Annotated in this window: 15 protein-coding genes and 1 riboswitch; all 15 genes read right to left on the reverse strand. The window is 41.0% G+C overall.

Annotated elements, in window-relative coordinates:
• Complete coding sequence (gene purM / locus ACTWQB_RS09535; RefSeq protein ID WP_443138963.1) at positions 1-1020, reverse strand: phosphoribosylformylglycinamidine cyclo-ligase; 1020 nt, start codon at positions 1018-1020, stop codon at positions 1-3.
• Complete coding sequence (gene purF, locus ACTWQB_RS09540) at positions 1021-2454, reverse strand: amidophosphoribosyltransferase (protein WP_443138964.1); 1434 nt, start codon at positions 2452-2454, stop codon at positions 1021-1023. It abuts the gene before it with no gap.
• Positions 2430-4640, reverse strand: coding sequence for a phosphoribosylformylglycinamidine synthase subunit PurL (purL, locus tag ACTWQB_RS09545; RefSeq protein WP_443138965.1), 2211 nt, complete (start codon positions 4638-4640; stop codon positions 2430-2432). The genes purF and purL overlap by 25 nt, the downstream gene beginning before the upstream one ends.
• Complete coding sequence (purQ, locus tag ACTWQB_RS09550) at positions 4624-5307, reverse strand: phosphoribosylformylglycinamidine synthase subunit PurQ (RefSeq protein WP_443138966.1); 684 nt, start codon at positions 5305-5307, stop codon at positions 4624-4626. The genes purL and purQ overlap by 17 nt, the downstream gene beginning before the upstream one ends.
• On the reverse strand, positions 5304-5555 hold the full coding sequence (purS, locus tag ACTWQB_RS09555) for a phosphoribosylformylglycinamidine synthase subunit PurS (protein ID WP_443138967.1): 252 nt from the start codon (positions 5553-5555) through the stop codon (positions 5304-5306). Before purS ends, purQ begins: the two co-directional genes overlap by 4 nt.
• Entirely contained in the window at positions 5548-6270 is a 723-nt protein-coding gene (gene purC / locus ACTWQB_RS09560; protein WP_443138968.1) for a phosphoribosylaminoimidazolesuccinocarboxamide synthase, read from the reverse strand. The genes purS and purC overlap by 8 nt, the downstream gene beginning before the upstream one ends.
• Positions 6271-6299: 29 nt before the next feature.
• The gene (purB, locus tag ACTWQB_RS09565; RefSeq protein ID WP_443138969.1) at positions 6300-7595 is read right to left on the reverse strand and encodes an adenylosuccinate lyase; all 1296 of its coding nucleotides are present in this window, start codon (positions 7593-7595) and stop codon (positions 6300-6302) included.
• A gap of 3 nt (positions 7596-7598) precedes the next feature.
• Positions 7599-8723 (reverse strand): 5-(carboxyamino)imidazole ribonucleotide synthase, encoded by a 1125-nt coding sequence (purK, locus tag ACTWQB_RS09570; protein ID WP_443138970.1) that lies wholly within the window; start codon positions 8721-8723, stop codon positions 7599-7601.
• A complete protein-coding gene (gene purE, locus ACTWQB_RS09575; protein ID WP_443138971.1) occupies positions 8717-9211 on the reverse strand; it encodes a 5-(carboxyamino)imidazole ribonucleotide mutase in 495 nt (164 codons plus the stop codon). Before purE ends, purK begins: the two co-directional genes overlap by 7 nt.
• A gap of 460 nt (positions 9212-9671) precedes the next feature.
• Positions 9672-9773: riboswitch (purine riboswitch) on the reverse strand.
• 99 nt (positions 9774-9872) lie between these two features.
• The gene (truA, locus tag ACTWQB_RS09580) at positions 9873-10613 is read right to left on the reverse strand and encodes a tRNA pseudouridine(38-40) synthase TruA (protein ID WP_443138972.1); all 741 of its coding nucleotides are present in this window, start codon (positions 10611-10613) and stop codon (positions 9873-9875) included.
• Positions 10614-10624: 11 nt separating this feature from the next.
• Complete coding sequence (locus ACTWQB_RS09585; RefSeq protein ID WP_443138973.1) at positions 10625-11410, reverse strand: energy-coupling factor transporter transmembrane component T family protein; 786 nt, start codon at positions 11408-11410, stop codon at positions 10625-10627.
• Positions 11411-11415: 5 nt separating this feature from the next.
• Complete coding sequence (locus ACTWQB_RS09590) at positions 11416-12273, reverse strand: energy-coupling factor transporter ATPase (RefSeq protein ID WP_443138974.1); 858 nt, start codon at positions 12271-12273, stop codon at positions 11416-11418.
• The gene (locus ACTWQB_RS09595; protein WP_443138975.1) at positions 12270-13082 is read right to left on the reverse strand and encodes an energy-coupling factor transporter ATPase; all 813 of its coding nucleotides are present in this window, start codon (positions 13080-13082) and stop codon (positions 12270-12272) included. Before ACTWQB_RS09595 ends, ACTWQB_RS09590 begins: the two co-directional genes overlap by 4 nt.
• A 43-nt stretch (positions 13083-13125) precedes the next feature.
• Positions 13126-13263: a hypothetical protein gene (locus ACTWQB_RS09600; protein WP_443138976.1), complete on the reverse strand. Its 138-nt coding sequence runs from the start codon at positions 13261-13263 to the stop codon at positions 13126-13128.
• Positions 13264-13500: 237 nt separating this feature from the next.
• A complete protein-coding gene (gene rplQ / locus ACTWQB_RS09605) occupies positions 13501-13860 on the reverse strand; it encodes a 50S ribosomal protein L17 (RefSeq protein ID WP_443138977.1) in 360 nt (119 codons plus the stop codon).
• Positions 13861-13878: the final 18 nt, after the last annotated feature.

The raw sequence follows: 13878 nt of genomic DNA on the forward strand, positions 1-13878 counted from the left end.
CTACTCCTCCTCTACCGTCTCAACACCTTCTCCATCACGGATATGCCCGATGACATAAGCTTCATCTAGTTCATGTAAAACGTTCATCACATGCTTTTTACTAACGGCTAACACCATACCAATTCCCATATTAAACACTTGATATAAATCGTGTTGAGTTAAATTCCCGTGTTCTTGTAAAAACGTGAAGACGTCTGGTATTGGGAATGATGAAATATCAACTTTAGCACCAAGACCTTCTGGAAGCATTCTTGGAATGTTTTCATAGAACCCTCCACCCGTTATATGCGCTGCAGCCTTAAGGTAACCAAGCTGTTTAGTTTTTAGCACATCACGAACATATATTTTTGTTGGTGTTAAAAGAACTTCTCCTAATGGTTGATTAAATGGTTCATAGATTTGATTTAAGTCTAATTTTGCATCAGCTATGATTTTTCGTACAAGTGAAAAGCCATTGCTGTGAATACCACTAGATGGTAAACCGACCAAGACATCTCCTGATTTAACATTGTCAGCTGAGATGATCTCACGTTTCTCACAAGCCCCCACAGCAAAGCCGGCTACATCATACTCATCTTCTGCGTAAATGCCTGGCATCTCAGCTGTCTCACCCCCGATTAGGGCACAACCAGCTTCTTCACATCCATCCGCAATTCCTTTTACAATTTGTTCAATCGTTTCAGGATTTGCTTTCCCCAAACCGATGTAATCTAGAAAATACAAAGGTTCCGCACCTTGCACGACAATATCGTTCACGCACATGGCGACAGCATCAATGCCAATGGTGTCGTGGCGATTCATGTCATAAGCTAATTTAAGTTTCGTGCCAACGCCGTCGGTTCCTGAAATCAAAACAGGTTCATCATAGTTTAACTGTGACAAGTCAAACATGCCTCCGAAATTGCCTAAAGCACCCATTACACCTGCTCGATTCGTTCTCTTCACGTGGTTTTTCATACGGTTAACCGCTTCATAACCCGCTTCAATGTCCACTCCAGCTTGCTTATACGCTTCAGACATTTAAGACCTCACTCCGATCAGCTTTTCTTTTTCATGTGGTGGTAACGAATCTTCATATAGATCAGTCGGATATTTTCCTGTAAAACAAGCTAGACAGTGTCCACAATTTGGACTGGGGTCATTACGGTCTACCGCATCCACCATAGCGTCAACAGGTAAGAATGAAAGGGAATCAGCACCGATGATGTCTCTGATTTCTTCAACTGAATAATTGGCCGCGATTAATTCCCCTGAATTGGATGTATCGATGCCATAAAAACAAGGATGAGTAATCGGTGGCGAACTGATCCGCACATGCACTTCCGCTGCACCAGCTTCTTTTAACATTTTGACAATCCGTTTAGACGTCGTCCCTCGAACAATCGAATCATCCACCATGACCACTCGTTTACCTTCAACAATCTTTTTAACCGCCGATAGCTTCATTTGAACGCCTCGTTCACGTAAGGCTTGAGACGGTTGAATAAATGTTCTACCTACATAACGGTTTTTAATTAGTCCTAACTCATAAGGGATACCAGATTGTTCAGCAAATCCAATGGCTGCAGATATACTTGAATCTGGTACACCTGTTACGACATCCGCTTCAACAGACGCAACATCAGCTAACTTCTTGCCAAGTCGTTTACGTACACTATGAATGTTCTGACGATCCACATTGCTGTCAGGACGTGCGAAATAAATGTATTCCATCGAACAAATGGAGCGATTATAAGGCTCTTGAAAACGATCGAAGTGAATACCTTTTTCATCGATAACAACAAGCTCTCCAGGTTCAATCTCACGAATATACTCCGCTCCTACGACATCAAAAGCACATGTCTCAGATGCAATCGCATAACCACTACAAACTTTTGCAAGAGATAAGGGCCTCATCCCACGAGGGTCTAAGGCTGCTACTAACCTCTTTTCATCTAGCATCACTACAGCGTACGCGCCTTCTAGTTCGTTAAGGGCCTGTTTCATGCGATTAATAATCGGCCCTCTCCCTGCACGTTTAATTAAATGAGCAATTACTTCTGTATCTGATGTCGTCTGAAAAATACTCCCCGTCTCCTCTAATTCATGACGAAGTTTCGTCGCATTCACCAAATTCCCATTATGAGCAATGGATAGTGAACCAGTACTCGACCTAAAATAGAGAGGTTGAATGTTCTCAACCGTTTTACCGCCTGCGGTTGAGTAACGAACGTGACCTATAGCTGAGTGACCTGACAAGCTCTTTAATTCCTCTTCATCGAGAACATCCGTGACAAGGCCTTGACCTTTAGATTGTTTTAGGTCAAAACCGTCAGAAACGACGACACCTGCCCCTTCTTGTCCTCGGTGTTGCAAAGCATGCAAGCCGTAATACGTCATATGGGCAGCCTGAGGATGGCCATATACACCAAAGATCCCGCACTCTTCATTTAAGCCTTTGATTTCACCAAACATGGTAAAGCCCCTTTCCAAAGGTTCGTTAAATGATCAACGGATTGTTGAACCACCTTTTTCCCGTTAAATAACACTGATAACTTACCATTGTTCGTAACTATACCAATTCGTGTTGCATCAACTAACTCTTCAAATGCTTGAGCGTCTTCTGGCTTAACAGTTAGTACAAATCTTGATTGTGTTTCACTGAAAAGTTCAATGACATCATCACCTGATAATTCAATGTCTAACCCTAAATTTGTCGTCATTACTTTTTCAGCCAATGCAACCGCTAAACCGCCTTCCGACACATCATGAGCTGATGATACGACTCCTTGTTGAATCGCATTTAGTAGTTGCTTAAGTCTTTTTTGTTCAATCTGTAAATCGAGATTAGGTGTGTCACCGTCATATCTATCTGTTAATAGCTTTTGCAGCTCGCTACCAGCCACTTCATCTGTTGACTCGCCGATTAAATAGACGTAGTCGCCAACCTGTTTTGCTTGTTGCGTGGTGATATGCTCTAAGTCGTGAATGAGACCTACCATTCCAATCACTGGGGTTGGGTAGACACTCGTTCCATTAGTCTCATTGTAAAGTGACACGTTTCCGCTGATGACAGGCGTACTAAGCACCTCACAAGCCTCTGCCACTCCGTCCGTCGCTTGCTCCATCGCCCAAAATATCTCAGGCTTATCTGGATTACCAAAGTTTAAACAATCCGTAATCGCAACAGGTTCCGCACCAGAACAAACGATATTACGCGCCGCTTCAGCTACGGCAATCCGCCCGCCACGCTTCGGGTTCAGATGTAAATATCGCGAATTACAGTCAGTCGTCATCGCAATCGCTTTGTTCGTTCCACGAATACGTAAAACAGCGGCATCAGAACCAGGCTGCACCACCGTATTTGTCTGAACTTGATAATCGTATTGCTGATATACCCATTCCTTACTCGCAATCGTAGGCTGCTGCAACAGCTCTTCTAACACTTGATTAGCATCTTCAATTTTATATGTTGGTTTAGGTTGTTTAGCTTTTTTAGGCTCAACAGAAGGCATGTGGTACACAGGTGCATCTTCTGCTAGTGCATCCACTGGAACATCAGTTACAATATCTCCCTTAAAAATTAATCGAAATTGCTGCTCTTCAATGACACGACCAACTTCAACGGCTTCAAGATCATATTTAGAAACGATGTCTTTAATTTCGCGTTCACGGCCTTTTTCTACCACGATTAACATACGTTCCTGAGACTCAGACAACATCATTTCATACGGTGTCATCCCACGTTCACGCTGCGGAACTAAATCTAAGTTCAATTCAATTCCAGTCCCAGCTTTACTCGCCATCTCACTTGCTGAAGACGTTAAACCAGCCGCTCCCATGTCCTGAATACCGACTAACGCATCACATTTAACAATTTCTAAGCAAGCTTCTATTAAAAGTTTTTCCATAAACGGGTCGCCTACTTGAACAGCAGGACGATCTTCTGCCGATTCATCAGTTAATTCTTCAGACGCAAACGTCGCACCATGAATACCATCTCGGCCAGTCGCTGACCCTATGTACATCACCGTATTCCCGATACCTTTCGCTTGACCAATTTGAATATCTTCATGACGGATTAAGCCAACACACATCGCATTCACAAGTGGATTCCCTTTATAACAATCATCAAATTGAATCTCGCCACCAACCGTCGGAACCCCGATACAGTTTCCGTAACCAGCAATGCCTGAGACGACCTCTTCAAATAAGTATTTCGTTCTTGGATGATCTAACTCGCCAAATCTTAATGAATTTAATAAAGCAATCGGACGAGCCCCCATCGAAAACACATCACGAATGATTCCACCGACTCCTGTTGCTGCTCCTTGGTATGGTTCAATCGCTGAAGGGTGATTATGGCTTTCAATTTTAAACGCTACGGCTAAATCATCTCCAATATCAATAATGCCCGCCCCTTCACCAGGGCCTTGGAGGACACGCTTACCTTCAGTCGGAAACTTATTTAAAAGAGGCTTAGATTTTTTATAACTACAATGTTCACTCCACATCACGGAAAAAATACCAGTCTCAGTGTAATTAGGAGTTCTCCCTAGTAAACTTTCAATCTTTTGAAACTCTTCATCTGTCAGACCCATTTCAGCATAAAGCTTTTGTTCTTTAATCTCGTTCGCATTCGGTTCAAGAAGTAACGGCATGGTGTTCCCTCCAATTGACTAGAATCGATTGAAATAACCTTAATCCATCCTCACAGCCTAATAGAGAATCCACTGCTCGCTCAGGGTGAGGCATCATACCTAATACATTTCCGGCTTCATTACAGATCCCCGCAATATTCTCTTTTGAGCCGTTTGGGTTATCGGCATAAGTAAACACAATCTGATTGTTTTGCTTAAGCTGTTTAAATGTCTCACCATCACACTCATAATTTCCCTCCGCATGAGCAATTGGAAGTGAGATGCGTTCATCTAGTTGATACTCACTTGAGAAGATTGTTTCGTTATTCTCAACAATCACTGGCGTTGTGTCACAGATGAACTTAAGACGATCGTTTCGCTTCATAGCACCAGGTAATAACCCTGTCTCAAGTAAAATTTGAAAACCATTACAAACGCCTAGCACTGGTTTACCAGATGCAGCGAAATTTCTAACTGCTTCCATCACCGGTGAAAAACTAGCAATCGACCCTGACCTTAAGTAATCACCGTATGAAAACCCACCTGGAAGAAGGACTGCATCAAAACCGGTTAAATCATGCTCACGATGCGACACATAAGCAACCTCTTCACCAAGTGCCTCACGAATCGCATGGAACATATCCGTATCACAATTAGATCCAGGGAACACCACTACCGCGAACTTCACGAGGACACGACCTCCTCTGTCTCGTAACGATAATCCTCAATAACCGGATTGGCGAGAAGTTGCTCACACATATCCTTAATCTGCGTATCCGTTGCCACTTCCGAATCTAATGTGAATTCCATATATTTTCCGATTCTCATGTCACTAACACCTTGAAAATCCTTTGCTTGTAGTGCTTGCTCGACTGCCTTTCCTTGAGGGTCCAACACCCCTTCTTTTAATGTCACATACACTTTTACTTTAACCATGAGACACAACCCCCTTTAAGCGTTCTAACACTTTTGTATAAGTTTCTTCCACACTTCCGATTCCTTGACGGAACACATCTTTATCGAGTTTCTCATTCGTGTTTACATCCCATAATCGACACGTATCAGGCGAAACCTCATCTGATAAAATGAGACTACCCTCTGAGTCATACCCAAACTCCAACTTAAAATCTACTAACCTTAGACCACACATCTTAAAGTAATTCACCAACACTAGATTTATTCTAAGTGAGAGTTCTTTCATTCTAGTTAAGTCATCTTGTTTAACTAGATTTAAAAGCTCAATATGATCGTCATTAATTAAGGGGTCTCCGAGTTCATCATCCTTGTAGTAATACTCAACAATTGGTGCATTCAATGTCTCCCCTTCTGTTAATCCAAGCCGTTTCACCAAACTACCTGCCGCTACGTTTCGAACGACGACTTCAATCGGGATAATATCTGTATGTTTAACGAGCTGTTCATCATCTGAAATTTGTTTAACCCAATGATTAGGTATCCCTTCATTACGCAAAACATTGAATAAAATCGACGAGATTTGATTATTTAATGCACCTTTACCGTGTTCCATTGATGTCTTTTGCCCGTTAAAAGCTGTTAAGTCATTTTTATACTGCACCAACAACAGGTTGGCATCGTCTGTTTGATATAATCTCTTCGCCTTACCTTCATACACCAATTGTCCTTTTTCCATGACACTCAGCCCCTTTTGTAGTCTTACACTTATTCCAATCCAACACGTTCGAAAATAACGTCGACATTTTTTAAGTGGTAGGTTGCATCAAAACAATCATCAAACTCCGCTTCAGTCATCTGCTCTTTAATCTCTGGATGATTTCTCACTAGTTCTGGGAATGACGTCTGCTCTTCCCACGCTTGCATCGCTAAAGGTTGAACGAGATCGTATGCTTTCTCACGTGATAACCCTTTATCAATTAACGAAAGTAGGACTCGCTGAGAGAAAATTAATCCATACGTACGGTCCATGTTTCGTCTCATATTCTCCTCGTACACCGTTAAGTCTTTAACAATGTTGCCAAAACGATTTAACATATAGTTCAATGCGATGGTCGCATCCGGCAAGATGACACGTTCGGCAGATGAATGTGAAATGTCACGCTCATGCCATAAAGGTACATTTTCATACGCTGTCATCATATAACCACGTACGACACGTGCCATTCCGGCCATGTTTTCTGAACCAATTGGATTCCGTTTATGCGGCATCGCTGAAGACCCTTTTTGACCTTTTGCGAAAAATTCCTCGACCTCTCTTGTTTCACTCTTCTGAAGACCTCTAATTTCAACCGCCATCTTTTCAATCGATGTTGCAATTAATGCTAATGTTGATAAATAATGCGCATGACGGTCACGCTGTAATGTTTGAGTAGAAATTGGCGCTGCCTTAAGTCCTAAATGTTCACACACATACTGTTCAACAAACGGATCAATATTCGCATACGTTCCAACAGCGCCTGACATTTTTCCGTAACCTATTGTTTCGGCTGCCGCATTAAAACGTTCAAGATTACGTTTCATTTCTTCATACCATAATGCTAGCTTCAACCCAAATGTCGTTGGCTCTGCGTGCACTCCGTGAGTACGCCCCATCATGACTGTATATTTTTGCTCTTGTGCTTTGTTTTTTAGGATGTCTATAAACTGAACGATGTCTTTACGAATAATGTCATTCGCTTGTTTAATTAAATACCCTAGTGCTGTATCAACGACATCAGTTGACGTTAGCCCGTAATGGACCCACTTCTTCTCATCACCAAGAGTTTCAGAAACAGCTCTAGTGAATGCCACCACATCATGACGTGTTTCCGCTTCAATCTCTTTGATTCGGTCTAAATTAAACGATGCATTTTCTCTTAAAGCCTTGACGTCTTGTTTCGGAATGACACCAAGCTCAGCCCACGCTTCACAAGCTAAAATTTCAACCTCTAACCAAGCTTTATATTTATTTTCTTCCGTCCAAATTCGTCCCATTTCTTCTCTTGTATAACGTTCAATCATGTTTTAATGCCTCCAAATTCCTAAATCTCGTATTTGTTGTAGTAACTCTTTTGTATGGTCTCCAATAAAATTAACATGCCCCATTTTACGTTTAGGCTTTACATCAGCTTTTCCGTACAAATGTATTTTCGCATTTGAGATGTTTGGAATGATTTGCACCACATCTGATAAATGCTCCCCTAGCACGTTCATCATAACAACTGGTTGGTGAAGCTTAGGTTCTGTTAATGCCATTCCCGTAATCGCTCGAATGTGTTGTTCAAACTGTGACGTGTTACAAGCATCCATCGTGTAATGTCCTGAGTTGTGAGGACGTGGAGCAACTTCATTAATAAATACTTCACCATCCCCTGTTAAAAACATTTCCACCCCAAGTGTGCCAATCATGTTGATCGATTCTGCTAACTGCAATGCGGTATGTTTAGCTTTTTCTTCCACTTCAGCAGTTATTCTCGCAGGCACAATAGACTGAAGCAAAATATGATCCTCATGAATATTTTCGGAGACCGGAAATGTAATCGTTTCCCCCTTCACACTGCGAATCACCATCACCGATAACTCTTTCTCAAACGGTAGAAATTTCTCTACGATACAAGGTCCTTTTTCAAGTAGTTCAGCTGCTTCTACTAATGTTTCTTCATTTTTGATAATGTACTGTCCTTTTCCGTCATATCCACCGCGTCTTGTTTTAAGTACGCACGGAAAACCAAGTACCGACACAGCTTCGTTCAAGTCCTCCAGATGGTCTACAAGGTGATACGGTACCACTTGCCCCCCGCTTGTCGTAATTGCTTCCTTTTCAAATGCACGGTCTTGTGAAATGCGAATCAAATCGCTTCCTTGAGGTACATACCCATTTTCCTCAAGATGCTCACATACACCTAAATCAATACTTTCAAATTCATATGTGATCACATCCGATGCTTCTAGTAATTGTTTGGCACCTTCAGGGTCGTCATATGAAGCTGTAATTTCATAGTCAGCCACTTGACCTGTCGGAGAGTTCGAGGTTGGGTCCATAACAGCAACTTGATATCCCATCTGTTTCGCTGCCATCGACATCATTCTTCCTAATTGACCGCCACCTAAGACTCCAATTGTTTTACCTGGTTTAATATGTTTTACCATGCTTGCAACTCCTCATTAGATTGTTCAACCTTCTCTCTAGTGGCTTCTCTTCTATTATGTAAACGCAATGCTAACGATTCGTCATAAACTGCCAGCTGTTGGGCCGCTAGTAACCCTGCATTTGTTGCACCTGCTTTGCCAATTGCGACTGTTGCGACTGGTACACCACCCGGCATTTGTACAATCGATAACAGAGAATCCAATCCGTTTAAAGCTTTTGACTGGACAGGGACACCAATAACTGGAACCAACGTTTTTGAAGCGACCATTCCTGGTAAGTGAGCGGCTCCACCTGCGCCTGCAATGATCACTTTAATTCCTCGCTCTTGAGCCTGTTCTGCGTATCGAAACATTTTCTCGGGAGTGCGGTGAGCTGAAACAACTTCCTTTTCATAAGAAATCCCTAACTCTTCTAAAATATCACACGCATGCTTCATTGTATCCCAATCAGATGTACTTCCCATAATCACACCAACCTGCGCTTGCATCGTCATCCTCCTTGTATTATTAGGTGTTCGCTTTCGTGGACGCTTTCCTCGGGCACGGCTTCAACTTTTCTGAACTCATATACATTCGGGAAGTTGAAGGATGTTCGGGTAAGTTCGCAACGTCCTGCGCTTGCGATTACTCGGCGCAAACTTAAGCCAAGAAGTAATGCAAGTAGCATTTGTTGCAACGCCGAACTGACCCACATCCTGTGGCCCCTCAGATCGTGCTGTTCCCGCGACGAACAGAATGTTCTAGTGTCGGCGTTGGTCACAGGACGTGAACTGCTTTTAGCCGACCTGGAGTCGCCACCTTCGCTCACTTTTTTTATTGTTCTTCCACTACAATTCAATAGCTGGGTTCTAACAAAAAATATAGAACATAGCTAAAGAAAATAAAACAGACTGCCTTCCCCTAATCATGAGGAAAGCAGTCTGGACATACATCACCCTATACTTGTCGCGCACAGAATACTTCCCTCATAGTCCAGTCGTTTACGGCAACTGGGTAGAGACTTTTGGGCCATATTCCCAACATTATATGAGGGTTCATTATTTAACTGTTCGTAATTACAAAACCATTATAACATTACTACTAAGATATTCAATCACATTTTATAAAAAACCGTAAAATATAACTATTTTACGGTTTAATGTTCGGATTTTAGTCGTAGTTTACTTGTTTTAAGTAAAGACCATGACCAGGAGCCGTTATTCCTAGAACGCGTCGATCCAACGTTTCAAAGGCTTTCTTAATACAAGACACCTCTTTTTTACCAAGTCCAATATCAATTAATGTACCAACGATTATCCGGACCATATGAGTTAAAAAACCATCACCTGTTATGTCAAAGTATATATAGTCGTCATCTTGAACCAAATTGATTTCGAAAATCGTTCTTGTTTTATCCCCTTTAACATTTGTTTTTGATGCTGCAAATGCCGTAAAATCATGTGTACCAACTATTTGAGATGCCGCTTCTTTCATTTTATCGATCAATAGATGCTGGGGAACATGCCATTCTAAATTCCTTCTAAACAAATCATGTGTTTTTCGATTTAATACGATGTAACGATATGTCTTAGTCGTAGCATTTTTTCTTGCATGAAAATTAGGGTCGACTTTGTGGGCTGACTTCACTCGAATGTCTCTAGGCAACAAAGTCGTTAGTGCATGTTGCCATGTGGTTTCATCTAATTCAAGCGTTGTATCAAAATGTAACACTTGGTCTAACGCATGCACACCTGAATCTGTGCGACCTGATGAATAAACTTGAACAATATGCTTATGCATCTTTTTAAGAGCCTTTTCGATGACCAATTGAACAGTACGTTTTTCCTTTTGTACTTGGTAGCCTTCAAACTCTGTCCCCTCGTATTCAATTCGTAACATAATACGTTCCATATCCATACTCCTTAAAACTTTATTAAACAAAATAAGCATACCATGAGTATAAAGAATAGACTAGCTAGAAAGTCTTGCCTTTGATAGGCTAACTCTCTAAACTTAGTTCTATAATCGCCACCTCGATAACCACGAGCCTCCATCGCAATCGCCAAATCCTCAGCTCGTCTAAATGCATTTATAAATAGTGGGATAAATAACGGTAAGATCGCTTGAGCTCGGTCTTTTAATTTCCCAGTTGAAAAATCTAACCCTCGTGCGGCTTGAGCCTTTGATATTTTATCCATTTCTTGCATTAATGTCGGAATAAACCTTAAAGATATAGACATCATTAAGGCAAGCTCATGAACAGGAACTTTCACCTTCTTAAGTGGCTTCAGTAACGACTCAACTGCATCAGTGATGGCAATCGGAGGCGTCGTTAGTGTTAAATTCGTGGTCATAAGAATTAACAAGAAAAATCGTAATGAAATCTCTAACCCTTTTATAACGCCACCTAAGTGAATGTTCCAACCTATAATATTAAATAGTACCTCACCTTCACGTGTCACAATTAAATGAAGAAGAAACGTAAATCCCATTAGCCACCATACAGGCTTAAGTCCTTTTGCCAAATACTTGAATGGAATAGACGTCAACATAGAGGTGAGTAGAGCAAAGATCGTCAGTATTGTATATCCCCAAAGGGAATCAGCCATAAAAATAATAATAACAAACATGAATACTACTAGCATCTTTGTTCTAGGGTCGAGCTTATGAATAATCGAATCCCTCTGCATATATTGTCCTAGAATCATCTGATTTAATTCACCTCACTCACCTTTAACGCGTTTACCACCTCACGCGCTAACTCTTCTACCGTCTGTCCTTTATAACTAAGATTAATTCCTAGTTGTCTATTAACTTCATTAATAAATAATATTACTTCTGGGACAGCAAGACCAACACCCTCAATCTGTTCAGTGTTCGAAAATAGATCTTGAGGTGTTCCCGATAAAGTTAATTGACCTTGATCAAAAATTAGAATTTGATCCGCATGACGCAAAGCATGTTCCATATGGTGAGTAATCATAATCACCGTCATTCCCGCTTCATGTAAAGTTTTGAAGAGCTCCATCATTTCCATCTGTCCAACTGGATCAAGCCCCGCAGTCGGTTCGTCCAATATTAGAATGAAAGGCTTTAAAATTAATGAACAAGCAATTGCGACACGACGTTTTTGACCACCACTTAATTCAAATGGTGACTTTTCTAAAACTGTAGTATCCAAACCTACTTGATGAATCACTTTCTCAACTTGTTCATCCGTCACCTTCAAGCCAAAATTTCTTGGTCCAAACAACAGATCCTTTTTAACAGTTTCTTCAAATAGCTGGTGCTCAGGATACTGGAAAACCATTGCCACATGTTGCCTTAGTTGTTTGATAGAATTATTTTTACCTTCACCTAATGTAATACTTCCAACCTGTAGCTCGCCAGATGTAGGCTTAAGCAAACCATTTATCAGTTGAACTAACGTTGATTTACCAGCCCCTGTCTTTCCAGCAATACAAGTAAATGAACCAGATTTAATGTTTAAATCAATATTTTTTAATGCCTGATGAGCTAAAGGAGTGTTAGGTTGGTACGTGTAACTGACATTTTTAAACGTAATATTCATAACTGCTTCACCAAATCACTTATAGTTGTCGGTTCTTGGTCAAAGGCAACACCGTTACGCTTAAACGCATTTGTTAATTTCACAATAAACGGTGCCATCAACCCAGAGTTTTTTAGAGTTGGAGTGTCCTTAATCAATTCTTTAGGAATACCATCAAATGATATTAAGCCGTTTTTCAAGACAATAACTCGATCTGCCAATAGAATCTCATTCATGTCATGGGTAATTGAAATCGTCGTTAAGGATTCCTTCTCATGTATCTCCTTGATGGTATTAATCAATTCCGTTCTGCTCACAGGGTCCAACATGGTAGTTGCTTCATCTAATATTAATGTATCTGGTAACATCGCCAACACACCTGCAATGGCAAGACGCTGTTTTTGACCCCCCGATAAATTAAACGGCTCTTTCCATTTATAATCTGCTAACCCCACTAATTTAAGGGCCAAATCTACTCTCTCTTCCATCACTTGATTCGATAACCCTATATTTTCTAAGCCAAAAACAACGTCATCAATAACTGTTGTACCAACAAATTGATTTTCAGGGTTTTGAAAAACCATCCCTACTTGCTGTCGAATGTCCCATATGTTCTCATCCGTCACTTCTTGTCGATTTACATAAACTTGTCCTTCACTAGGTCTAATTAGTCCATTAATTAATTTTGCTAATGTTGATTTACCAGACCCATTATGCCCTACTAGAGCAACCCATTCACCTTTGTTAATGGTTAAATTTATGTTGTTTATAACGTGATCTTGCTGATTTGTATATTGGTAAGAAACATTATTAAATTCAATCACGATCATGACTCCTTTATATTTCCGAGGAAATGAATCTTGGTCTATTTTATCATAATTTGTCGGATTGTTTAACGGTTTTTGCGCGGGGTTGACAATTAGTTTTTGATTCGCCTTCTGGAGGCACCTCTTCACCTCGCCAAATTTTCTTCTGTTCGTTTGGCGTGATTCTCAGCTCTCGACCTGTCATAATTAATTGTGGATACCTCAACAACATAGTTATCGACCCCATTTTTCTATTTATCGACCCTTTTCCTTTACTTAAGGAAAGCTTATACGCCGGATAACCTTGAAGTGACTGAACCGATAAAAACTGAGGCTCAATCAAAAAAACTGCCCTGCATACACAGGACAGTTTCGCCATAAAAAAGGGAACAGTTTCCTCGACCGGAATCTGAACCCCCTTCCTTTTGAATGAGTCATTCAATTAGTCAACTAATTCAATAATCACCGTTTTTGCTCCGTCACCTTTACGTTCTCCCACTTTTAAAATGCGAGTGTATCCGCCTTGGCGTTCTTCGAAACGTGGAGCAATGTCAGAGAATAATTTTTGTAGTGCGTTTTGACCTTCTTCAGTCTCAACATCTCTTAAGTAAGATGCAGCTTGACGACGAGCGTGAAGATCACCGCGCTTACCTAAAGTGATTAACTTCTCTACTACTGGACGTAGGTTTTTAGCTTTCGCTTCAGTTGTTTCAATGCGCTCATGAACAACTAAGTCCGTAGCAAGGTTACGTAACAACGCTTTGCGCTGTTCTGTAGTACGACCTAACTTTGTCTTTGGCATTCCCAAAACCTCCTTTAT

Source organism: Piscibacillus sp. B03 (assembly GCF_052246295.1).
Lineage (GTDB): Bacteria > Bacillota > Bacilli > Bacillales > Alkalibacillaceae > Piscibacillus.

Bases quoted from the DNA above. Each gene is read 5' to 3' on its own strand.
- purL (WP_443138965.1), bottom strand. From the start codon at position 4,640: ATGCCGTTACTTCTTGAACCGAATGCGAACGAGATTAAAGAACAAAAG.
- purS (WP_443138967.1), bottom strand. From the start codon at position 5,555: ATGGTTAAAGTAAAAGTGTATGTGACATTAAAAGAAGGGGTGTTGGAC.
- ACTWQB_RS09595 (WP_443138975.1), bottom strand. From the start codon at position 13,082: ATGATCGTGATTGAATTTAATAATGTTTCTTACCAATATACAAATCAG.
- ACTWQB_RS09585 (WP_443138973.1), bottom strand. From the start codon at position 11,410: ATGATTCTAGGACAATATATGCAGAGGGATTCGATTATTCATAAGCTC.
- purE (WP_443138971.1), bottom strand. From the start codon at position 9,211: ATGCAAGCGCAGGTTGGTGTGATTATGGGAAGTACATCTGATTGGGAT.
- purF (WP_443138964.1), bottom strand. From the start codon at position 2,454: ATGTTTGGTGAAATCAAAGGCTTAAATGAAGAGTGCGGGATCTTTGGT.
- purM (WP_443138963.1), bottom strand. From the start codon at position 1,020: ATGTCTGAAGCGTATAAGCAAGCTGGAGTGGACATTGAAGCGGGTTAT.
- rplQ (WP_443138977.1), bottom strand. From the start codon at position 13,860: ATGCCAAAGACAAAGTTAGGTCGTACTACAGAACAGCGCAAAGCGTTG.
- truA (WP_443138972.1), bottom strand. From the start codon at position 10,613: ATGGAACGTATTATGTTACGAATTGAATACGAGGGGACAGAGTTTGAA.
- purB (WP_443138969.1), bottom strand. From the start codon at position 7,595: ATGATTGAACGTTATACAAGAGAAGAAATGGGACGAATTTGGACGGAA.
- purC (WP_443138968.1), bottom strand. From the start codon at position 6,270: ATGGAAAAAGGACAATTGGTGTATGAAGGTAAGGCGAAGAGATTATAT.
- ACTWQB_RS09600 (WP_443138976.1), bottom strand. From the start codon at position 13,263: ATGACAGGTCGAGAGCTGAGAATCACGCCAAACGAACAGAAGAAAATT.
- ACTWQB_RS09590 (WP_443138974.1), bottom strand. From the start codon at position 12,273: ATGAATATTACGTTTAAAAATGTCAGTTACACGTACCAACCTAACACT.
- purK (WP_443138970.1), bottom strand. From the start codon at position 8,723: ATGGTAAAACATATTAAACCAGGTAAAACAATTGGAGTCTTAGGTGGC.